This is a genomic window from Paenarthrobacter sp. NPDC089988, assembly GCF_044748465.1.
In the GTDB taxonomy this organism is placed as follows: Bacteria; Actinomycetota; Actinomycetes; order Actinomycetales; family Micrococcaceae; genus Arthrobacter.
Genome location: NZ_JBIVGD010000002.1, coordinates 68,868 through 88,496 on the forward strand (window position 1 = coordinate 68,868; position 19,629 = coordinate 88,496).

Genomic DNA, 19,629 nt, shown 5'->3' on the forward strand with positions numbered 1-19,629 from the left:
GAACTAAGATTGGTTCCTGAATCTGAAATTTCACCAAAACCAAGCCCCCAAGTAGACTTGCTAGAGTTTCTGCCGCGAAAAGCGCGGCCGAGGAGCACGTCACTTGAAATCGTTCTAGGAGGAACCTGTGGCAAAGGCAAAGTTCGAGCGGACTAAGCCGCACGTCAACATCGGCACCATCGGTCACGTTGACCACGGTAAGACGACGCTGACTGCCGCCATTTCCAAGGTGCTGTACGACCAGTACCCGGATCTCAACGAGCAGCGCGACTTCGCGTCCATCGACTCTGCTCCGGAAGAGCGCCAGCGCGGTATTACCATCAACATCTCCCACGTGGAGTACCAGACCGAGAAGCGTCACTACGCACACGTTGACGCCCCGGGTCACGCTGACTACATCAAGAACATGATCACCGGTGCTGCCCAGATGGACGGCGCAATCCTCGTGGTTGCCGCTACCGATGGTCCGATGGCTCAGACCCGTGAGCACGTTCTGCTCGCCCGCCAGGTTGGTGTTCCCTACCTGCTGGTCGCACTGAACAAGTCGGACATGGTTGAGGACGAGGAACTCCTCGACCTCGTCGAAATGGAAGTTCGTGAGCTCCTGAGCTCGCAGGGCTTCGATGGCGACGACGCTCCCGTTGTTCGCGTTTCCGGTCTGAAGGCTCTGGAAGGCGACCCGGTTTGGGTCAAGTCCGTCCAGGACCTGATGGCAGCTGTCGACGAGTCCGTTCCGGACCCCGTACGTGACCGCGACAAGCCGTTCCTGATGCCGATCGAAGACGTCTTCACCATCACCGGCCGTGGCACCGTTGTTACGGGCCGCGCCGAGCGTGGTACCCTCGCCATCAACTCCGAGGTTGAGATCGTCGGCATCCGCCCGATCCAGAAGACCACGGTTACCGGTATCGAGATGTTCCACAAGCAGCTCGACGAAGCATGGGCCGGCGAGAACTGTGGCCTTCTGCTCCGTGGCCTCAAGCGCGACGATGTCGAGCGTGGCCAGGTTGTCGTCAAGCCGGGTTCCATCACCCCGCACACCGACTTCGAGGCAAACGTCTACATCCTCTCCAAGGACGAAGGCGGACGTCACAACCCGTTCTACTCGAACTACCGCCCGCAGTTCTACTTCCGTACGACGGACGTTACCGGCGTTATCACCCTGCCCGAGGGCACGGAAATGGTTATGCCTGGCGACAACACTGAGATGACCGTTGAGCTCATCCAGCCGATCGCAATGGAAGAGGGCCTCGGCTTCGCTATCCGTGAAGGTGGCCGCACCGTTGGTTCGGGACGTGTTACCAAGATCATCAAGTAGTTTCTGCTTGTAGATCGGGGGCGCTTCCGCTTCGGAAGCAACCCAAAGAAGAACCCCATCGCCTCGGCGGTGGGGTTCTTCTTTGCTATGATTAGTCCATCGTCTTGATTAATGCGGCAAGGCCTGTGCAAACAGCCGTGCCCGGGCACAGTTGGGAGCTGCCGTGTACGGATTCCTTGGCACAATCTGGGGCTTGTTGTTCCTGGCGCTGGTCGCTGCTGGCGGATTCGTCCTGGGCCTGGTACATGGACGCGGGCAGTCTCCCAAGGGATCCGCGCAGCAAGCGGACGACGGCGGCGCCTACCGTGCAGGCTATCTCGCCGGCCATATGGCTGGTTGGCGCGATGCACTGGCCAAGACGCAGGCCGTCCGGGTTGCCTCGGCCAGCCCGATTCCTGGCGGGGCGGGAACACGGACCTCACCGCCGGGACTGCCCGGGCCGACAACGGGTCCCCATCCGCCTACTCAGCCAGTCCCGCCGATGGATTCGTGGCAACCCGCGCAGCCGATGCGGCCGAAACAAACCGCACAGGCGGGGTTTGCAGCGCAAACCATGGCGCCGCCGTCGTCCGTTCTTCCAGCACAGCCGCTGCTGCCACCCGCACCTGTCCGTCCCGAAAGCGCGGAGGAGGCGGCCGCACGCAAGGACAAGCGTGACCGCCAGAACATCAACATCACTCTCTACGTGGCAAGCCTGCTGCTGGTGGCTGCGGGTGCGCTCTTCGTGGGTACCAGCCTGCCGGAGATGTTCAGGTTCGTTGCCCTGTGGGGGATCACGGTCCTGTTTTACGTGACGGGTTTGGTCCTTCACCCCCGCGTTCCCCGGCTTCGTCCAGCCGCCATGGCGTTCACCGGTACCGGCCTGGCCCTGGTGCCGATCACAGGGTTGGCGATGTACAACTTTGCGCTACACAACGGTCCGCTCGCATGGCTGGCCACATCCTTGCTTGGTACCTGCGCCTACGTGTTTGCGGCCGTGCGCCTGAATAACAAAGTGCTGGCCTGGCTTTCCCTGAGTTTCGTGGTGTCCACCGCCTGGTCCGGTGTGTCCGTGCTTGGCGGAGCCTTGGTGTGGTACTTCGTTGCCCTGGTGGGTGTGGCGATCCTCCTGACACTCTTCGCACTGGTCCGTCCGCGTTGGATACCGTCGCTGTATATGCAACCCCTCATGGCGCTCCATCCCTTTGTGGTTCCGGCAGTAGGGCTGGCCGCAACGGTCACGCCAAACGCCCTGGCCAAGGGGGAGTACCCGTTGGTCATGGCCATCTGCGGCATCTACTTTGCGGTGATGATGCTGGTCCCCGCGGTTCGATACCGGAGAGGGCACTTCTTCGCCGCGCGTGCAGCGTTCACGCTCGCAATCATTGCCTTGGTGTGGGACGGCACCTCGGACGTCAGCTTGGCCGTGCTGGCGGCCGTTGCCTGCCTGGGTGTCCAAGCGATCGGGATGTCATACGCCGGTCAGGCGATCACGCCGAGGACGTGGTGGAACGACGCCGTTTCCTGCCTGGGACTTCAACTCCTTATAGCCTTGGTCTTGACGGTGGTGCTTGGCATAGGGGACTTCGACTTGCCCGTGTACATACCTGTCCTGGTTGTGCTGCCCACGGCGATGGTGCTGGGGTGGAGGCTGCGGCAAGGCGTCGCTTTCGCGCCGGCCGCGGTGCTTGGCGTTTCGCTCGTGCTCGCTTACCTGCTGGGCGCCTGGCCGTTGGCTCTGATGCTGGGCGCCACTGGGACCTACTGGTTTGCGCTCGCGGCAGTTGCCCGTGGATTCCTTGGCAGGTGCCTGGTGCTGGCTGGGCGCATTGCATTCACCTTTGCCGTCCCCGCAGTCGTGGCCGGGGTGCTCGTGGGCCACCAGGAACGCGTGTCGCTGACCCTGCTGGCGTTCGTGGTGGTGGCCGGAGTGCAGCAAGTACTGAGTGCTGTCCTTGAGCGAGGGCGCTTTGGCGTGGTCGCGGCGCGGGCAAGTACCGGACTCTTCGGCTGTGCTGCGGCTCTCGGATTGCTGGTTCTTGCCGTCCTGGAGCATCTTCCGGGACACGCCGTGCTGGTTTCCGGAGTGTTGGCGCTGCTGTTCGCGGGGCTAGCCTCGGGATGGATGGCCTTCCCCCGGGTGGTGGTGCCACCAATGACCGGAGAAAGCCGGACCCCTTGGCGCCTGACCATCGGCGAGCTCCTTGCACCAGGTGCAGGCATGGTTGCTTTGCTGGTTTCCGCCGCTGTTGTCTCCCGCGGAGCCGCCAATCTTGTGTTGCTGGCGATTACCGCTTATCTGGTGGCTACGGCCCTGCGCCTTCCCGTCTCGTTGCACCGGAGTGTCTACTGGTGGCTTTCCCGTGCCGCGGGCACAATCCTCGTTGCATCGGCCTACGCTGATCTGCAGGGGCACGGGTGGGCCCTGAGCCTCGCTGGTGAGGACGTGACAGTGGCTTCCCTCGTGGTGTGGGTCCTGGCCGGGCAAATGCTGGTGGTCCTGGTGGCCGGGCGACGCGGAACCTCACTCCAAACAGTCACCGCGGATGTGGGTGTTCTCCTGGCAGCGATGGCGGTGGCAACCATCTCACTCAATGTTGCAACACGGCTGCCCGCCCTCACGGCGTACGGTGGTTGGCAGCCCGGTGCTGCGGCTATCGTGACCACCCTCGCAGCGGCAACTTGCTCGATAGCACTGCGCAGCCACCGGAACGCGTGGATCTTCGCGTCGGCGTCCGTGGCCTTGCTGCTGCTCCGGGCAGGCTATGTGAGGGATGTCGAAATCATGCTCGGCATCCTCCTTGCCTACGGCTGCATCATGGCCGCACTGGCTCAGACCAAACGGGTTCGCGGAGCCTACCTCGTGGCGGTCCGCGTAGCATCGGCGGCCATGGTGACGCTTGTTGCCGCGGACGTTGCCGATTCGACGGCGGTGCCGTGGTTGGCGCTCGGGTTGGTCGCTTTCCTGCAGCTCATCACGCATTGCCTGGCGCATCGCAGGCTTAATGACCTTCCCTTCCAACGGGTTGCTCTCTGGTCCACGCTGGGCCTCCAGGCCGGACTGCCGCTCGCCTACCTCCTGGTTGGCGATTTCGACGGCGGCGGCCGTTGGGTGCTGCTGCTGGGCTTGGCACTCGCTGGCCTCGCGTCGTTGATGGTGCGCTGGACGCTGGGCGCTGCGGTGGCACTGTATCCCGGACTGGCGGTGGTCACCTTGATGGTGGTTTTCGCGGGGCCATTCCTGGACTTCCCATCCAGCACGTTCCTGCACCACGCGGTGTTGGACAGGTTTCAGGTTCCGGTTCTCCTGCTGGCATGCGCCATGGTGGTGACGCTCGCAAAGACGTTGCTGCGCGGCCGTCCTAGCCGTGGCACCGGAGGCGCGGACCGTTGGCTGTGGTTCGTCTCGGCTGTGGTGTTCGCCGGCACTGCTTGCTTGGCCACTGTGGATCCTCCGCCGGCCATGGTGGGTGTTGCTGTCCTGGCCGTGGCGATTGTCTTCTTCGCTGCATCCCACCTGGAATCAATACCCACCTTCTATGCGGGCGCGGCGCCCACCGCCTTGGTGGGTGCCGTGACCGCCGTCGGGGGTTTGCTCGATGCGGGAGTATCGAGTCCGTGGGCCGACTTCCTGCCGTGGCTCGTTGGGGGAGTGGGCATAGGGTCCCTGCTGTACGGCCTCCGCTGGTTTGGCGGCCTCAACCTGAGCGGCCAGCCGGGAAGGCGGGTATCGCTGGCCGCGACCGCGCTGGTGGCGTACCTGGCAGCGGCAGCGGTGGGCTTGGCCTACGACTCCACGGCACTGGCGGGCGCGTTCCTGCTGGCAATCGCCGGCGGCATCGCTGCGGCGGAAGTGCCGCATCAGAGGCACTTGGTGGCGGAAATTGCTGCTTTTGTAGCTCTTGTCGGTTTTCAGCGGGCGCTGCTGTTCGTGGACGGCGCACGGCCGGATTGGTTCTGGCTGGCGCAGTGGTACGTGGTTACCGCAGGTGTTTTGGCAGGGGTGCGCTATTTGCGGGGCCACCGGAGAGACGCCATCCTGCGGCTGGGCGTTGCCTCCGGATTCTTGTCGCTCAGTTCAGTGGCTACCATTTTCGGCGGAACGCCCCCGCAGCAGGTCTATGTCCTGGCGGCCCACGCCGCACTCCTGGGCGTGGGACTGCTGCTGTCCGAAAGGCTCTTCACGGCGTGGGGCGCAGCCGGGGTGGCCGCGAGCGTCATGTGGGCCTTGAGGTCATACGCCTTTGCCCTGCTGGCACTCGTGGCCGTTGCCCTGATTGTCCTCGCCGTCTGGCGGTTGAACCGCGGACCCCGTCCATCCGATCGCACTGCCTCCGGTGGCAGTGGGCGTGGCGGGGAGGGAGTCGGATAGTCTTGCTTGGGTAGAAAGGATCAGCATGGAATTCCTGATTTTCCTGGTCATCGTTGTTGGCATCGGCGGAGCCGTCCTGTGGGGTCGCAAGTACTTCCGGAATGAGATCGACCGGGCCAAGCGCATCAACAGGGCCAATAAGAACAAGTAGCGTTTTAACCCGATCGGGTTAAGCGTGGTGCCTCCGGGCGCGCTCCAGTGCCCTGAGCCAATGGAACGATTCCTTGGGCGTCCGTTCCAGGGTTTCGAAGTCCACGTGAACCAATCCGAAGCGCTGGGAATACCCGGCGGCCCATTCGAAATTGTCCAGCAACGTCCACACGTAATAGCCGCGAAGGTCCACGCCAGCGGCTTGCCCGCCTGGTCCCGTCGCTGTAAGGGCATGGCCCAGGTGCTCTGCCAGATAGGTAATCCGGTCGGTGTCCTGGACCGGGCCGCTGACGTGGTCCGGTTCCGGAAAGCTGGCACCTCCTTCGGTGATGTAGATGGGCGGGAGCGACGCCCCGTACCGCTCTTTCATTTCCTGAAGCAGGGTTGCCAATTGCTCGGGGGCCTCGGGCCAGCCGAATCCCGTGACCGGGTATTCCTGGTAGGCGGCCAGATGGAAGGGGACGTTCACCATTTCCTCGGCCGTGCCGGTGGGTATCTCTGCCGGTCCGCGGCCGGAGGCCACCTTGATGGGGTAGTAGTAATTCACGCCGTAGAAGTCCAGCGGCTGGGCGATCACGGCGAGGTCGCCGTCCTTGACCGGACCCAGGGAACGGAACCAGGGCCACAGCGCGAAATGTGGCTTGGGGTATTGGCCCAGCAGGATGGCATCGGCGTAGATGCGGTTGAGGATCAGGTCCAGGGCTTCGGCCATGAGCCGGTCGGAGAGCTTGCTGGTGGCAGGACGGACGGGGGAGTGCATGTTGGAAATGCCGATCTGTCCGGAAACGCCTGCGGCGCGCAGTGCCTGCACGGCCATGCCATGGCCAAGGAGTTGGTGGTGGGCCGCGGGCAGGCAATCGAAGAGGAGTTGGTGCCCTGGCGCGTGTGCCCCCAGGGCATATCCCTGCAACGTGACTGACACCGGTTCGTTGACTGTGACCCACGCGTCCACCCGGTCGGCGAACCGCTCTGCCACGATGGCGCTGTAGGCGGCAAAGCGCAAGGCCGTCTGCCGGTTCAACCAGCCACCGGCGTGCTCCAGTGGAAGGGGAGTGTCCCAGTGGTAGAGCGTGACCATGGGTGAGATCCCGGCGGCGAGCAGCTTGTCGATCAAGCGGTCATAGAAATCCAGGCCCCGCTGGTTGATGGATCCCTGGCCATCAGGCTGGATCCTTGGCCAGGACAAGGAGAAACGGTACGAGTCCACCCCGAGCTCCTGCAACAGGGCGATGTCCTGGTCGGCGCGGTTGTAGTGGTCGCAAGCAATGGCGGGGGAGCCGCCGTCGACAATTGCTCCCGGCTTTTCCGAGAAGGCGTCCCAACCCGACGGGCCGCGGCCGTCAGTGTTAAGGGAGCCTTCGATCTGGAACGCGGCTGATGCGACGCCGAGCGTGAATCCAGGACGAAGGCGCGCGGCAAGGTCTTCCACGGAACCCGTATCCTGGACGGTCATTCACCTATCATCCATACCGCGGCTCGGCTGTGGCAATGGGCTGAAGAGGCCCGATTAGCCATCGGCTCCGATTTCCGGCATACTGGATGAGTTGTTCAAGCGCTTCTTCGCGTCCCGATCCGGATAATGCCGGGTGCCAGGGTCCAAGCTGAAGCCCAAACATAACCCTGAACCCCATGGAATGCGGTCGAGTTTGCGTGAAAATCGCGACACGCCCGACCGCGGGGGTCGGTGCGCCGGCAGGTTGAGGAACCCGGAATCATCCGGATTCAGCTTGTGCGGCGTGTGGTGGTAAATCCTCAAACGCTTCGGCGGCCACAACAACAGGTAAGTAAACAGAGCAGCCCTAACTAGAGCAGCACTAGCTGAAAGAGAGTCAGGCGACATGGCGGGACAAAAAATCCGCATCCGGCTGAAGTCATATGACCACGAGGTCATTGATGTTTCAGCGCGGAAGATCGTTGAGACGGTCACGCGCGCAGGCGCAACGGTAGTCGGCCCGGTGCCGCTGCCCACGGAGAAGAACGTTTACTGCGTTATTCGCTCTCCTCACAAGTACAAGGACAGCCGTGAGCACTTCGAAATGCGTACTCACAAGCGTCTGATCGACATCATCGACCCCACGCCGAAGGCCGTTGACTCGCTTATGCGTCTCGACCTGCCTGCCGACGTGAACATCGAAATCAAGCTCTAGGGAGGTGCTGAGAGACTATGACCGCAACCCGTAACGTAAAGGGCCTGCTGGGCACGAAGCTCGGCATGACCCAGGTCTGGGACGAGAACAACAAGCTCATCCCGGTAACTGTTGTCCAGGCTGACTCCAACGTCATCACCCAGCTCCGCAACGCTGAGTCCGATGGCTACGTCGCCGTACAGATCGGCTACGGCCAGATCGACCCCCGCAAGGTCACCAAGCCGCTGGCTGGTCACTTTGAGAAGGCAGGCGTAACTCCTCGCCGCCACGTCGTCGAACTGCGTACCGCAGACGCCGCATCCTACGAGCTGGGCCAGGAGCTCTCTGTTGAGATCTTCGAAGCCGGCCAGAAGATCGACGTCGTCGGCACCTCCAAGGGTAAGGGCTTTGCCGGTGTTATGAAGCGTCACGGCTTCTCCGGTGTTGGCGCTTCCCACGGTGCCCACAAGAACCACCGTAAGCCTGGCTCCATCGGTGGCGCATCCACCCCGAGCCGCGTCTTCAAGGGTCTGAAAATGGCCGGCCGCATGGGCGCCGTTCGTCACACCACGCTGAACCTCACGGTTCACGCTGTTGACGTTGAGAAGTCGCTGCTCCTTATCAAGGGTGCCGTCCCCGGCGCCCGCGGCCAGGTCGTACTCGTACGTTCCGCCGTGAAGGGAGCCTAGTTCAATGACTAGCACTGTCAAGGTTGACCTGCCTGCAGAGATCTTCGACGTCCAGACCAACGTGCCCCTGCTGCACCAGGTTGTCGTCGCCCAGCTCGCTGCTGCCCGCCAGGGAACCCACAAGACCAAGACCCGCGCCGAGGTTTCCGGTGCAGGTCGCAAGCCGTTCAAGCAGAAGGGCACCGGCCGCGCCCGTCAGGGTTCCATCCGTGCTCCTCACATGACCGGCGGTGGCATTGTCCACGGTCCCACCCCGCGCGACTACAGCCAGCGCACCCCCAAGAAGATGAAGGCTGCTGCTCTCCGCGGCGCCCTGTCTGACCGCGCCCGTAACGGCCGCATTCACGTCATTGAGGCCCTGGTTGCCGGCACCAAGCCGTCCGCCAAGGAAGCCCTGGCGTCGCTGCGTGCGGTTTCCGAGCGCAAGAACCTGCTCGTTGTGATCGAGCGCGCCGAAGACGTTGCCGCACTGTCCGTGCGAAACCTCGCAGATGTTCACGTTCTGTACGCAGACCAGCTGAACACCTACGACGTGCTGATCTCCGACGACGTGGTCTTCACCAAGGCTGCTTTCGATGCGTTCGTCGCTGACAAGGCAAAGAACGAGGAGGCCTCCAAGTGAGCGTAACCACCATCAAGGACCCGCGCGACGTCGTGCTTGCACCCGTCGTTTCGGAAAAGAGCTACGGTCTGATCGACGAAGGCAAGTACACCTTCCTGGTGGACCCTCGCTCGAACAAGACCGAGATCAAGCTGGCCGTGGAGAAGATCTTCTCCGTCAAGGTCGACTCGATCAACACCATCAACCGTGCCGGTAAGCGCAAGCGCACCAAATTCGGCTGGGGACAGCGCAAGAGCACCAAGCGTGCAATTGTCACCCTCAAAGAAGGCACAATCGACATCTTCGGCGGTCCGCTCGCGTAGCGGAGACCACTTTAACGAGGAAATAAATTATGGGAATCCGTAAATACAAGCCGACTACCCCGGGCCGTCGTGGCTCGAGCGTAGCCGACTTTGCTGAAATCACGCGGTCGACTCCGGAAAAGTCGTTGCTGCGTCCGCTGCACAAGACCGGCGGCCGCAACAACACCGGTAAGATCACCACCCGTCACAAGGGTGGCGGACACAAGCGCCAGTACCGTCTGATCGACTTCCGTCGTCACGACAAGGACGGCATCAACGCCCGCGTTGCCGAAATCGAGTACGATCCGAACCGCACGGCTCGCATCGCCCTCCTGCACTACGTTGATGGCACCAAGCGTTACATCATCGCCCCGAACAAGCTGTCCCAGGGTGACTTCGTCGAGGCTGGCCCCGACGCTGACATCAAGCCGGGCAACAACCTGCCGCTGCGCAACATCCCGGTTGGTACCGTTATCCACGCAGTTGAACTGCGTCCGGGTGGCGGCGCCAAGATGGCCCGCTCCGCAGGTGCTTCGGTTCAGCTCGTCGCCAAGGAAGGCCGCTTCGCACAGCTGCGCCTGCCCTCCGGCGAAATCCGCAACGTTGACGTGCGCTGCCGCGCAACCGTCGGCGAGGTTGGCAACGCCGAGCAGTCGAACATCAACTGGGGCAAGGCCGGCCGTATGCGCTGGAAGGGCGTTCGCCCGACCGTCCGTGGTGTAGCCATGAACCCGGTTGACCACCCGCACGGTGGTGGTGAAGGTAAGACTTCCGGTGGTCGTCACCCGGTCAACCCGAACGGCAAGCCCGAGGGCCGTACCCGCCGTCCGAACAAAGAGAGCGACAAGCTTATTGTTCGTCGCCGCCGTACTGGCAAGAACAAGCGATAGGAGCCTGGACACATGCCACGCAGCCTGAAAAAAGGTCCTTTCGTTGACCAGCACCTCTTTGTGAAGGTCGCACGGGAAAACGATAAGGGCACCAAGAACGTCATCAAGACCTGGTCCCGCCGTTCGATGATCATCCCCGACATGCTCGGGCACACGATCGCCGTACACGACGGACGCAAGCACATCCCGGTGTTTGTCACTGAGTCGATGGTCGGGCACAAGCTCGGCGAATTCGCTCCTACGCGGACATTCCGCGGCCATGTTAAGGACGACCGTAAGGGCAAGCGCCGCTAAGGCGCCTGACCTTACGTCTTAGACGAGAGAAGGAAAGCAATGGAAGCCAAGGCAATTGCGCGTCACATCCGCGTAACGCCTATGAAGGCCCGGCGCGTCGTCAACCTTGTTCGTGGCAAGCAAGCGAATGAGGCTCTGGCAATTCTGAAGTTTGCCCCGCAGGCAGCTTCGGAGCCGGTATTCAAGGTACTTCAGTCGGCAATGGCCAACGCACGCGTCCTCGCGGACCGTGACGGCGTTGCATTCGACGACAGTGACCTCTTCATCAGCGAAGCATTCGTTGATGAGGGCCCGACCATGAAGCGGTTCCAGCCGCGTGCCCAGGGCCGCGCCTACCGCATCAAGAAGCGGACCAGCCACATCACCGTGGTCGTCGCAACCCCGGAGAAAGAGGAGGCTCGCTAAGTGGGACAGAAAGTAAACCCGCACGGGTTCCGACTCGGCATCACCAGCGACCACGTTTCGCACTGGTTTGCTGACAGCAACAAGCCGGGACAGCGCTACAAGGACTTCGTCCGCGAGGACATCAAGATCCGCCAGCTCATGTCCACCGGCATGGAGCGCGCCGGCATCGCCAAGGTCGAGATCGAGCGCACCCGGGACCGTGTCCGCGTGGACATCCACACGGCACGTCCGGGCATCGTCATCGGCCGCCGCGGCGCTGAAGCAGACCGCATCCGCGGCGAGCTCGAAAAGCTCACCGGCAAGCAGGTCCAGCTGAACATCCTCGAGGTCAAGAACCCGGAGATCGAAGCACAGCTCGTTGCCCAGGGCATCGCAGAGCAGCTGACTTCCCGCGTGGCTTTCCGCCGTGCGATGAAGAAGGCCATGCAGTCCGCACAGCGCGCAGGTGCCAAGGGTATCCGTGTTGCTTGCTCCGGCCGTCTGGGTGGCGCAGAAATGTCCCGCTCGGAGTTCTACCGCGAAGGCCGTGTGCCCCTGCACACCCTCCGCGCGAACATCGACTACGGCTTCTACGAAGCCAAGACCACCTTCGGCCGCATCGGTGTGAAGGTTTGGATCTACAAGGGTGACGTCACCGCCAAGGAACTGGCACAGCAGGCAGCTGCTGCTCCGTCCCGTGGCCGTGGAGGAGACCGTCCGGGACGCCCGGGTGGCGACCGCCGTCGTCGTAACGACCGTCCGGCAGCTGAGGCAGCACCTGCTGCCGTTGAAGCACCGGCCGCTGAAGCTGCTGCTCCGGCAGCAGAAGGAGGACAGGCTTAAATGCTTATCCCACGTCGAGTCAAGCACCGTAAGCAGCACCACCCGGGTCGTTCCGGCGCTGCTACGGGTGGCACCAAGGTCACTTTCGGTGAGTACGGCATCCAGGCCCTGAGCCCGGCATACGTCACCAACCGTCAGATCGAGTCCGCCCGTATCGCGATGACCCGCCACATCAAGCGTGGCGGTAAGGTCTGGATCAACATCTACCCGGACCGTCCGCTGACGAAGAAGCCTGCCGAAACCCGTATGGGTTCCGGTAAGGGTTCTCCGGAATGGTGGGTCGCAAACGTCAAGCCGGGCCGGGTTCTGTTCGAACTCTCCGGTGTCAATGAAGAGGTAGCTCGCGAGGCCCTTCGCCTGGCAATCCACAAGCTCCCGTTGAAGGCACGCATTGTGCGTCGCGAAGGTGGTGAATAGAAATGGCAGTAGGGTCGAAGGATCTCGCACCCGCACAGCTGGACGGTTTCGACAACGAGCGTCTCGTTGAAGAACTCCGCAAGTCCAAGGAAGAGCTGTTCAACCTGCGTTTCCAGTCCGCCACCGGCCAGCTGGAGAACCACGGTCGTCTGCGCGCGGTAAAGAAGGACATCGCACGCATCTACACCGTTTTCCGTGAGCGCGAGCTGGGCATTCGTGCCGAGGTTGCCGCACCGGTTGTGGAAGCCAAGGAAGAAAAGAAGTCCAAGAAGGCTGCCAAGGCAGAAGCTGCCGAGGTTGAGGCTGGAGAGGACGCCAAGTGAGCGAGAAGGAAAACGTGACGGAAGCAGCAGCCAGCGCTGAACAGCGCGGTTACCGTAAGACGCGTCGCGGCTACGTAGTCTCCGACAAGATGGAAAAGACCATCGTTGTTGAGGTTGAAGACCGCGTGAAGCACGCTCTGTACGGCAAGGTTATTCGCCGCACCTCGAAGATCAAGGCTCACGACGAGCAGAACACCGCCGGCATCGGCGACCTCGTTCTGATCGCCGAGACCCGCCCGCTGTCCGCTACCAAGCGGTTCCGCCTGGTGGAGATCCTCGAAAAGGCCAAGTAAATCCGACGCCGGGCATGCCCGGCGGGGCTTACTGGAAGGGTCCGCGTTCCTTATGGAGCGCGGGCCCTTCCGCTTTTCCGGCCAGTTATGGTATGGCCTCGAAGCATGCTAAGATTTTGAGTTTGTATGGCGCCATTTGTGCGTCATCAACCACCTCGTAAACAATCGTGCCACTGCATACTGCCCCGCGCAGGGTTTTCCTGCAAGGGAAGCTGATGCTTGTGGCACGGGCGTTTAGGCCTGTTCTGGCAAAATCCAGGCAGGTCCAGAGACACCCCGATCAACCGTTCCGCAAGGCTCATTCCGTATGCATGATTTCGGTCTGAGAACCGGCGCGACGCAAGGAGTAAAAATTGATTCAGCAGGAGTCGCGACTCAAGGTCGCCGACAACACGGGTGCTAAGGAAATCCTTACCATTCGCGTTCTCGGTGGATCCGGCCGTCGCTACGCAGGCATTGGCGACGTCATCGTCGCAACCGTCAAGGACGCTATCCCTGGCGGCAACGTAAAGAAGGGTGACGTCGTCAAGGCTGTCATCGTTCGTACCAAGAAGGAACGCCGCCGTGCGGATGGTTCCTACATCAAGTTTGACGAGAACGCAGCTGTGATCCTGAAGAACGACGGTGACCCCCGCGGTACCCGTATCTTCGGCCCGGTTGGTCGTGAACTTCGCGACAAGAAGTTCATGAAGATCGTTTCGCTGGCCCCGGAGGTGCTTTAGTCCATGGCTAAGATCAAGAAGGGTGACCTGGTTCAGGTCATCACCGGCGCCAAGCAGGAACGCGGCGGCGACCGCGGCAAGCAGGGCAAGGTCCTGCGCGTATTCCCGGACACCAACCGCGTGTTGGTCGAGGGCATCAACCGCGTCACCAAGCACACCAAGGTTGGTCAGTCCCAGCGCGGCACCAAGACCGGCGGCATCGAGGTTGTCGAAGCCCCGATCCACGTGTCCAACGTTGCTCTGGTAGACCCGTCGACCAAGAAGCCGACCCGCGTTGGTTTCCGTCTCGACACCGTTGAGAAGGACGGCCGCACCAAGACCGTTCGTATCCGCGTGTCCAAGGCCACCGGGAAGGACATCTAATGACTGAGACTCTCGAGACTCCAGTGAAGATCGTTCCGCGTCTGAAGACGAAGTACGCAGAGACCATCAAGAAGTCCCTGCAGGACGAGTTCAACTACGCGAACGTGAACCAGGTTCCCCGCCTGGTGAAGGTTGTTGTGAACATGGGTGTTGGAGATGCCGCCAAGGACTCCAAGCTGATCGACGGCGCTGTCCGCGACCTCACCCTGATCACCGGCCAGAAGCCGCAGGTAACCAAGGCCCGCAAGTCGATCGCACAGTTCAAGCTGCGCGAAGGCATGCCGATCGGTGCACACGCAACCCTGCGTGGCGACCGCATGTGGGAATTCGTGGACCGTCTGGTATCGCTGGCACTGCCGCGTATCCGTGACTTCCGCGGCCTCAACGGCAAGCAGTTCGATGGCAACGGCAACTACACCTTCGGTCTGACCGAGCAGGTTATGTTCCACGAAATCGACCAGGACTCCATCGATCGCGTTCGCGGTATGGACATCACGGTCGTCACCACCGCCAAGACCGACGACGAAGGCCGCGCGCTGCTCAAGGCGCTTGGTTTCCCGTTCAAGACTGAAAACTAACTACGTAACAGGTCCGGCAGCGCAGGCTCATGAGAGCAAGCGCAGCGGAAACCATTACGAGGAAGGGCTATAGCCCAAATGACTATGACAGATCCTGTCGCAGACATGCTTACGCGTCTGCGCAATGCAAACTCGGCATACCACGACTCCGTGACCATGCCGTACAGCAAGCTGAAGGCACGCGTTGCCGACATCCTGAAGGCAGAAGGCTTCATCGCCGGCTGGAAGGAAGAGGACGCCGAGGTTGGCAAGAAGCTGACCATCGACCTCAAGTTCGGTCCGAACCGCGAGCGTTCGATCGCTGGTGTCCGCCGCATCTCCAAGCCGGGTCTCCGCGTTTACGCGAAGTCCACCAACCTGCCTCACGTGCTGGGTGGCCTGGGTATCGCAATCCTGTCCACCTCTTCCGGCCTCCTGACTGACAAGCAGGCCGGCAAGAAGGGCGTGGGCGGCGAAGTCCTCGCTTACGTCTGGTAACGGGAAAGGAAGAGAATAATGTCACGTATTGGACGTCTCCCCATCACCGTTCCCGCCGGCGTTGAGGTCAAGCTCGATGGCTCCGTCATCAGCATCAAGGGTGCCAAGGGCGAGCTGAGCCACACTGTTGCCAGCCCGATCGAGGTTTCCCTCGAAGAGAACACCCTCACGGTTACCCGCCCGAACGACGAGCGCAACTCGCGTTCGCTGCACGGCCTGACCCGCACCCTGATCGCCAACATGATCCAGGGTGTCACCGAGGGCTACGAGAAGAAGCTTGAAATCGTCGGTACCGGTTACCGCGTTCAGGCCAAGGGCGCTGACTTGGAGTTCGCTCTGGGCTACAGCCACCCGGTCAACGTCTCGGCTCCCGAGGGCATCACCTTCGCAGTGGAGGGCCCCACGAAGCTCTCTGTTTCGGGTATCTCCAAGCAGCAGGTCGGCGAGGTTGCTGCCAACATTCGCAAGCTGCGCAAGCCCGACCCCTACAAGGGCAAGGGTGTCCGTTACGCCGGCGAAGTCATCCGCCGCAAGGTCGGAAAGGCTGGTAAGTAAACCATGGCCATCGCAATTAACAAGAAGCGTTCGAACAAGAGCAAGTCTGCTGCACGCAGCCGCCGCCAGCTTCGTATCCGCAAGCGCATCACGGGCACGGCTGTACGTCCCCGCCTGATCGTCAACCGTTCGGCACGTCACGTGTTCGTCCAGGTTGTCGATGACAGCAAGGGCGTCACCGTGGCTTCGGCTTCCACCCTCGAAGCCGACCTCCGCGCTTTCGACGGTGACAAGACGGCCAAGGCCAAGCGCGTTGGCGAACTCGTCGCCGAGCGTGCCAAGGCTGCAGGCATCGAAGCTGTTGTCTTCGACCGTGGCGGTAACAAGTACCACGGCCGCATCGCCGCCGTCGCTGACGGTGCTCGCGAAGGTGGGCTGGCACTGTGACCGCTGAAAACAACGAAAAGGACATTCAGGTGACTGAAGCTGCAGCTGCTGAAGCAACTGAGACCGCAGCCGCTACCGACGACCGCCGCGGCGGACGTCGTGGCGAGCGCGGCGAGCGTGGCCAGGGCCGCGGCGACCGTGGTGGCCGTGGTGGCCGCGACGGCGGCCGTGAGGCCGAGAAGAGCCAGTTCGTAGAGCGCGTTGTAACCATCAACCGCGTTGCCAAGGTCGTCAAGGGTGGTCGTCGCTTCAGCTTCACCGCTCTCGTCGTCGTCGGCGACGGCAACGGTCTGGTTGGCGTTGGCTACGGCAAGGCCAAGGAAGTTCCCGCAGCTATCGCCAAGGGCGTTGAAGAGGCCAAGAAGTCCTTCTTCCGCGTACCGCGCGTTGGCAGCACCATCCCGCACCGCGTGCAGGGTGAAGCTGCTGCAGGCGTTGTCCTGCTGCGTCCGGCTTCCGCTGGTACCGGTGTTATCGCCGGTGGTCCGGTCCGCGCAGTACTGGAGTGCGTGGGTATCCACGACATCCTCTCCAAGTCGCTCGGTTCCTCCAACGCGATCAACATCGTTCATGCGACCGTTGACGCCCTGAAGCAGCTCGAAGAGCCCGCTTCCGTGGCAGCCCGCCGTGGCCTGCCGCTGGACGAGGTTGCTCCGGTTGCCCTGGTGCGTGCGCTCCAGAACCAGAAGGCAGGTGTCTAGTCATGGCCAAGAACCTGACTCCTTCCGACGCTAAGTTGGAAATCACCCAGATCAAGGGCGTCATCGGCGCCAAGCAGAACCAGCGCGACACCCTTCGGTCCCTCGGCCTGAAGCGCATCGGACACACCGTTGTCCGTGACGCCGACGCCGTGACCGTTGGCATGCTCAACACGGTTCCGCACCTCGTGAATGTTGAGGAGGCGAAGTAATGGCAGAGAACAAGACCGCCGCAGAGGCTGCTGAGAAGCAGAACGCTCTGAAGGTCCACCACCTGCGTCCCGCCCCGGGTGCCAAGACCGCCAAGACCCGTGTTGGTCGTGGTGAAGGCTCCAAGGGTAAGACCGCTGGTCGCGGTACCAAGGGTACGAAGGCCCGCTACCAGGTAAAGGCTGGCTTTGCCGGCGGCCAGCTGCCGCTGCACATGCGCCTGCCGAAGCTGCGCGGCTTCAAGAACCCGTTCCGGGTTGAGTTCCAGGTTGTGAACCTGGAGAAGCTCAACGAGCTGTTCCCGGAAGGTGGCGCTGTCACCGTTGAGTCCCTGGTTGAGAAGGGTGCCGTTCGCAAGAACCAGCCCGTCAAGGTGCTGGGCACCGGCGACATCACCGTCAAGGTTGACGTCACCGCCCACGCATTCTCTTCCAGCGCGGCTGAAAAGATTGCTGCAGCAGGCGGAAGCACCACCGCTCTCTAAGAGTCGGCGGGGCAAAAGCCCGTTGTGAAAAGATCCCGGTTTGCGGGGCTTCGGCCCTGCAGGCCGGGATTTTTTTCGTGGTTGTGGACTCTCGATTATTACGACGGCGTCACAAGCGGCTAGACTCGGTTGTTGGGTTTCATTGAGCCCATCCACATCCTTGTACTTAAACTCAGGAGGACGCTTGCTCAGCGCATTCGGACGGGCGTTTCGGACGCCCGATTTGCGACGCAAGTTGTTGTTCACGCTGGGAATCATCACAATCTTCCGCTTGGGAGCTTTCATCCCCTCGCCTGGTGTGAACTACCAGAATGTCCAGCAATGCTTGAAGTCCGGTGATACCTCGCAGGGCATCTACCAGTTGGTGAACCTGTTCAGCGGCGGCGCTTTGCTGCAGGTTTCCATCTTCGCCCTCGGCATCATGCCGTACATCACGGCGAGCATCATCGTGCAGCTGCTCCGGGTGGTCATTCCCCGGTTCCAGCAACTGTATGAGGAAGGCTCGTCCGGCCAGTCGAAGCTCACCCAGTACACCCGGTACCTCACCATCGCGCTGGGCCTCTTGAATGCGACCACCTTGGTGTCGCTGGCCCGCTCGGGCCAATTGTTGCCCGGCTGCAACCTGCCAATCATTCCTGATGACAGCATCGTCACCACGATCCTCGTCATCATCACCCTGACCGCCGGTACCGGCCTCATCATGTGGATGGGCGAACTGGTCACGGAGAAGGGCGTGGGCAACGGCATGTCCCTGCTCATCTTCACGTCCATCGCTGCAGGCTTCCCCACCTCGTTGGGGTCCATCTGGAACTCGAAGGGTCCTGGCACGTTCTTCATCGTGCTGGCCATCGGTTTGGTAACCGTCGCGCTGGTTGTCTTCGTCGAGCAGTCGCAGCGCCGCGTTCCGGTGCAGTACGCGAAGCGCATGATTGGCCGCCGCACGGTTGGCGGAACCAGCACCTACATTCCCATCAAGGTGAACATGGCCGGCGTCGTGCCCGTCATCTTCGCTTCCTCCATGCTTTACCTGCCGGGCCTGATTGCTCAGTTCAACCAGCCCAAGGCAGGGGAGCAGATGGCGCCCTGGGTTGAGTGGATCAACAACAACCTCACCCGTGGCGACCACCCCATCTACATGGCGCTCTACTTCGCCATGATCGTGTTCTTCACCTACTTCTACGTGGCCATCACCTTCAACCCTGAAGAAGTGTCGGACAACATGAAGAAGTACGGCGGGTTCATTCCGGGCATCCGGGCGGGTAAACCGACCGCGGACTACCTGCAGTACGTGCTTTCCAGGATCACCCTGCCTGGAGCCCTCTACCTGGGCTTCGTGGCGCTGATTCCGCTGGTTGCACTCGTCCTGATCAACGCCAACCAGAACTTCCCGTTCGGTGGCACGTCAATCCTGATCATGGTGGGTGTGGGCCTGGAAACCGTCAAGCAGATTGATGCGCAGCTACAACAACGTCACTACGAAGGGCTTTTGCGATGACGAGAATGCTGATTATCGGACCTCCGGGTTCGGGCAAGGGTACGCAGGCTGAGCGGATTTCCGAGCGCCTTGGCGTAGTCGCCATCTCCACCGGCGACATCTTCCGGGCCAACGTCAAGGGCGAAACACCTTTGGGCATCGAGGCCAAGAAGTACATGGACGCCGGGGACTTCGTTCCGGACAGCGTCACCAACAAGATGGTCCGCGACCGCCTGGGAGAATCCGACGTCGAAAACGGGTTCCTCCTTGACGGCTACCCGCGCACCACGGCCCAGGTGGACTACCTGGACCACATCCTCGCCGAGGGCGAGCAGGAGCTCGACGTCGTGCTCCAGCTGACCGCCGATGACGAGGAACTGGTGCAGCGCCTTCTGGGTCGCGCCAAGGAAACCGGCCGTTCTGACGACAATGAAGCCGTCATCCGCCACCGCCTTGACCTGTACCACGAGCAGACCGAGGCCGTTGTTGCGAAGTATGCCGAGCGTGGCATCCTGACGCAGGTTGACGGCATCGGCGGCATTGACGAGGTCACCGACCGCGTCCTCACCGCGATCGAGTCGGCGAAGGCCGTCTAAGCAGGTTGTCCACAGAGCCCGTAAACCGGCTCCGGACGCAAAGGGTGTGTCCCGTACGATTGGTGCGGGACACACCCTTTTCCTTTTCCGCGGCAATCTTGGGG

The 19,629-nt window shown here is 61.9% G+C and carries 26 protein-coding genes; 25 read left to right on the top strand and 1 reads right to left on the bottom strand.

What is annotated here, in order from left to right; all coding sequences use genetic code 11:
- Positions 1 to 127: 127 nt before the first annotated feature.
- The 3 genes from tuf (at position 128) to ACIPV6_RS03560 (ending at position 5,820) form a co-directional block, all read left to right on the top strand.
- A complete protein-coding gene (gene tuf, locus ACIPV6_RS03550; protein ID WP_021472401.1) occupies positions 128 to 1,318 on the top strand; it encodes an elongation factor Tu in 1,191 nt (396 codons plus the stop codon).
- 163 nt (positions 1,319 to 1,481) lie between these two features.
- Positions 1,482 to 5,669 (top strand): hypothetical protein, encoded by a 4,188-nt coding sequence (locus ACIPV6_RS03555; protein WP_400269573.1) that lies wholly within the window; start codon positions 1,482 to 1,484, stop codon positions 5,667 to 5,669.
- A 25-nt stretch (positions 5,670 to 5,694) separates the two neighbouring features.
- Positions 5,695 to 5,820 carry a hypothetical protein gene (locus ACIPV6_RS03560; RefSeq protein ID WP_400269574.1) on the top strand — a complete coding sequence of 42 codons (126 nt, stop codon included), beginning with the start codon at positions 5,695 to 5,697 and terminating at the stop codon, positions 5,818 to 5,820.
- Positions 5,821 to 5,838: 18 nt separating this feature from the next.
- On the opposite strand, the gene ACIPV6_RS03565 is transcribed toward ACIPV6_RS03560, so the two are convergent.
- Positions 5,839 to 7,272, bottom strand: a complete 1,434-nt coding sequence (locus ACIPV6_RS03565) for a GH1 family beta-glucosidase (protein ID WP_400269575.1) — start codon at positions 7,270 to 7,272, stop codon at positions 5,839 to 5,841.
- A 385-nt stretch (positions 7,273 to 7,657) separates the two neighbouring features.
- Here ACIPV6_RS03565 and rpsJ point away from each other — a divergent pair, with 385 nt between their 5' ends.
- The 22 genes from rpsJ to ACIPV6_RS03675 all read left to right on the top strand — a co-directional run bounded on the left by rpsJ (position 7,658) and on the right by ACIPV6_RS03675 (position 19,525).
- The gene (rpsJ, locus tag ACIPV6_RS03570; RefSeq protein WP_003803825.1) at positions 7,658 to 7,966 is read left to right on the top strand and encodes a 30S ribosomal protein S10; all 309 of its coding nucleotides are present in this window, start codon (positions 7,658 to 7,660) and stop codon (positions 7,964 to 7,966) included.
- 17 nt (positions 7,967 to 7,983) lie between these two features.
- The gene (gene rplC, locus ACIPV6_RS03575; RefSeq protein ID WP_347108077.1) at positions 7,984 to 8,634 is read left to right on the top strand and encodes a 50S ribosomal protein L3; all 651 of its coding nucleotides are present in this window, start codon (positions 7,984 to 7,986) and stop codon (positions 8,632 to 8,634) included.
- Between the two features lie 4 nt (positions 8,635 to 8,638).
- On the top strand, positions 8,639 to 9,256 hold the full coding sequence (gene rplD, locus ACIPV6_RS03580; RefSeq protein ID WP_021472407.1) for a 50S ribosomal protein L4: 618 nt from the start codon (positions 8,639 to 8,641) through the stop codon (positions 9,254 to 9,256).
- Positions 9,253 to 9,558 (top strand): 50S ribosomal protein L23, encoded by a 306-nt coding sequence (gene rplW, locus ACIPV6_RS03585; RefSeq protein ID WP_011775593.1) that lies wholly within the window; start codon positions 9,253 to 9,255, stop codon positions 9,556 to 9,558. Before rplD ends, rplW begins: the two co-directional genes overlap by 4 nt.
- 29 nt (positions 9,559 to 9,587) lie before the next feature.
- The gene (gene rplB / locus ACIPV6_RS03590) at positions 9,588 to 10,427 is read left to right on the top strand and encodes a 50S ribosomal protein L2 (RefSeq protein WP_021472409.1); all 840 of its coding nucleotides are present in this window, start codon (positions 9,588 to 9,590) and stop codon (positions 10,425 to 10,427) included.
- A 12-nt stretch (positions 10,428 to 10,439) separates the two neighbouring features.
- A complete protein-coding gene (rpsS, locus tag ACIPV6_RS03595; RefSeq protein ID WP_011775591.1) occupies positions 10,440 to 10,721 on the top strand; it encodes a 30S ribosomal protein S19 in 282 nt (93 codons plus the stop codon).
- Positions 10,722 to 10,760: 39 nt separating this feature from the next.
- The gene (gene rplV, locus ACIPV6_RS03600) at positions 10,761 to 11,126 is read left to right on the top strand and encodes a 50S ribosomal protein L22 (protein WP_021472410.1); all 366 of its coding nucleotides are present in this window, start codon (positions 10,761 to 10,763) and stop codon (positions 11,124 to 11,126) included.
- Complete coding sequence (gene rpsC, locus ACIPV6_RS03605) at positions 11,127 to 11,948, top strand: 30S ribosomal protein S3 (RefSeq protein WP_387435059.1); 822 nt, start codon at positions 11,127 to 11,129, stop codon at positions 11,946 to 11,948.
- Positions 11,949 to 12,365 (top strand): 50S ribosomal protein L16, encoded by a 417-nt coding sequence (rplP, locus tag ACIPV6_RS03610; protein ID WP_021472412.1) that lies wholly within the window; start codon positions 11,949 to 11,951, stop codon positions 12,363 to 12,365.
- Positions 12,366 to 12,367: 2 nt separating this feature from the next.
- Positions 12,368 to 12,688, top strand: coding sequence for a 50S ribosomal protein L29 (gene rpmC / locus ACIPV6_RS03615; RefSeq protein WP_400269576.1), 321 nt, complete (start codon positions 12,368 to 12,370; stop codon positions 12,686 to 12,688).
- Positions 12,685 to 12,981, top strand: coding sequence for a 30S ribosomal protein S17 (gene rpsQ / locus ACIPV6_RS03620; RefSeq protein ID WP_144659419.1), 297 nt, complete (start codon positions 12,685 to 12,687; stop codon positions 12,979 to 12,981). Before rpmC ends, rpsQ begins: the two co-directional genes overlap by 4 nt.
- A 353-nt stretch (positions 12,982 to 13,334) precedes the next feature.
- Positions 13,335 to 13,703 carry a 50S ribosomal protein L14 gene (gene rplN, locus ACIPV6_RS03625; RefSeq protein ID WP_003803789.1) on the top strand — a complete coding sequence of 123 codons (369 nt, stop codon included), beginning with the start codon at positions 13,335 to 13,337 and terminating at the stop codon, positions 13,701 to 13,703.
- 3 nt (positions 13,704 to 13,706) lie between these two features.
- Positions 13,707 to 14,066, top strand: coding sequence for a 50S ribosomal protein L24 (rplX, locus tag ACIPV6_RS03630; RefSeq protein ID WP_144659420.1), 360 nt, complete (start codon positions 13,707 to 13,709; stop codon positions 14,064 to 14,066).
- Positions 14,066 to 14,644, top strand: a complete 579-nt coding sequence (rplE, locus tag ACIPV6_RS03635; protein ID WP_144659421.1) for a 50S ribosomal protein L5 — start codon at positions 14,066 to 14,068, stop codon at positions 14,642 to 14,644. Before rplX ends, rplE begins: the two co-directional genes overlap by 1 nt.
- 78 nt (positions 14,645 to 14,722) lie before the next feature.
- A complete protein-coding gene (gene rpsH, locus ACIPV6_RS03640; RefSeq protein WP_387435056.1) occupies positions 14,723 to 15,121 on the top strand; it encodes a 30S ribosomal protein S8 in 399 nt (132 codons plus the stop codon).
- Positions 15,122 to 15,139: 18 nt separating this feature from the next.
- Positions 15,140 to 15,676 carry a 50S ribosomal protein L6 gene (gene rplF, locus ACIPV6_RS03645; RefSeq protein WP_400269577.1) on the top strand — a complete coding sequence of 179 codons (537 nt, stop codon included), beginning with the start codon at positions 15,140 to 15,142 and terminating at the stop codon, positions 15,674 to 15,676.
- Positions 15,677 to 15,679: 3 nt separating this feature from the next.
- Entirely contained in the window at positions 15,680 to 16,063 is a 384-nt protein-coding gene (gene rplR / locus ACIPV6_RS03650; protein ID WP_397325847.1) for a 50S ribosomal protein L18, read from the top strand.
- 29 nt (positions 16,064 to 16,092) lie between these two features.
- Positions 16,093 to 16,764 (top strand): 30S ribosomal protein S5, encoded by a 672-nt coding sequence (gene rpsE, locus ACIPV6_RS03655; RefSeq protein WP_397325846.1) that lies wholly within the window; start codon positions 16,093 to 16,095, stop codon positions 16,762 to 16,764.
- 2 nt (positions 16,765 to 16,766) lie between these two features.
- Positions 16,767 to 16,973: a 50S ribosomal protein L30 gene (rpmD, locus tag ACIPV6_RS03660; protein ID WP_347108066.1), complete on the top strand. Its 207-nt coding sequence runs from the start codon at positions 16,767 to 16,769 to the stop codon at positions 16,971 to 16,973.
- Positions 16,973 to 17,455, top strand: coding sequence for a 50S ribosomal protein L15 (gene rplO, locus ACIPV6_RS03665; protein ID WP_347108065.1), 483 nt, complete (start codon positions 16,973 to 16,975; stop codon positions 17,453 to 17,455). The genes rpmD and rplO overlap by 1 nt, the downstream gene beginning before the upstream one ends.
- A gap of 184 nt (positions 17,456 to 17,639) precedes the next feature.
- Positions 17,640 to 18,950 (top strand): preprotein translocase subunit SecY, encoded by a 1,311-nt coding sequence (gene secY / locus ACIPV6_RS03670; protein ID WP_400269578.1) that lies wholly within the window; start codon positions 17,640 to 17,642, stop codon positions 18,948 to 18,950.
- A gap of 5 nt (positions 18,951 to 18,955) precedes the next feature.
- On the top strand, positions 18,956 to 19,525 hold the full coding sequence (locus tag ACIPV6_RS03675) for an adenylate kinase (protein ID WP_397325868.1): 570 nt from the start codon (positions 18,956 to 18,958) through the stop codon (positions 19,523 to 19,525).
- Positions 19,526 to 19,629 lie beyond the last annotated feature (104 nt).

Excerpts from the sequence above, each read along its gene's own strand:
- ACIPV6_RS03560 (WP_400269574.1), top strand. The coding sequence starts at position 5,695 with ATGGAATTCCTGATTTTCCTGGTCATCGTTGTTGGCATCGGCGGAGCC.
- ACIPV6_RS03565 (WP_400269575.1), bottom strand. The coding sequence starts at position 7,272 with ATGACCGTCCAGGATACGGGTTCCGTGGAAGACCTTGCCGCGCGCCTT.
- rpsJ (WP_003803825.1), top strand. The coding sequence starts at position 7,658 with ATGGCGGGACAAAAAATCCGCATCCGGCTGAAGTCATATGACCACGAG.
- rplC (WP_347108077.1), top strand. The coding sequence starts at position 7,984 with ATGACCGCAACCCGTAACGTAAAGGGCCTGCTGGGCACGAAGCTCGGC.
- rplD (WP_021472407.1), top strand. The coding sequence starts at position 8,639 with ATGACTAGCACTGTCAAGGTTGACCTGCCTGCAGAGATCTTCGACGTC.
- rplB (WP_021472409.1), top strand. The coding sequence starts at position 9,588 with ATGGGAATCCGTAAATACAAGCCGACTACCCCGGGCCGTCGTGGCTCG.
- rpsS (WP_011775591.1), top strand. The coding sequence starts at position 10,440 with ATGCCACGCAGCCTGAAAAAAGGTCCTTTCGTTGACCAGCACCTCTTT.
- rplV (WP_021472410.1), top strand. The coding sequence starts at position 10,761 with ATGGAAGCCAAGGCAATTGCGCGTCACATCCGCGTAACGCCTATGAAG.
- rplP (WP_021472412.1), top strand. The coding sequence starts at position 11,949 with ATGCTTATCCCACGTCGAGTCAAGCACCGTAAGCAGCACCACCCGGGT.
- rpmC (WP_400269576.1), top strand. The coding sequence starts at position 12,368 with ATGGCAGTAGGGTCGAAGGATCTCGCACCCGCACAGCTGGACGGTTTC.
- rplX (WP_144659420.1), top strand. The coding sequence starts at position 13,707 with ATGGCTAAGATCAAGAAGGGTGACCTGGTTCAGGTCATCACCGGCGCC.
- rplE (WP_144659421.1), top strand. The coding sequence starts at position 14,066 with ATGACTGAGACTCTCGAGACTCCAGTGAAGATCGTTCCGCGTCTGAAG.
- rpsH (WP_387435056.1), top strand. The coding sequence starts at position 14,723 with ATGACTATGACAGATCCTGTCGCAGACATGCTTACGCGTCTGCGCAAT.
- rplF (WP_400269577.1), top strand. The coding sequence starts at position 15,140 with ATGTCACGTATTGGACGTCTCCCCATCACCGTTCCCGCCGGCGTTGAG.
- rplR (WP_397325847.1), top strand. The coding sequence starts at position 15,680 with ATGGCCATCGCAATTAACAAGAAGCGTTCGAACAAGAGCAAGTCTGCT.
- rpmD (WP_347108066.1), top strand. The coding sequence starts at position 16,767 with ATGGCCAAGAACCTGACTCCTTCCGACGCTAAGTTGGAAATCACCCAG.
- rplO (WP_347108065.1), top strand. The coding sequence starts at position 16,973 with ATGGCAGAGAACAAGACCGCCGCAGAGGCTGCTGAGAAGCAGAACGCT.
- ACIPV6_RS03675 (WP_397325868.1), top strand. The coding sequence starts at position 18,956 with ATGCTGATTATCGGACCTCCGGGTTCGGGCAAGGGTACGCAGGCTGAG.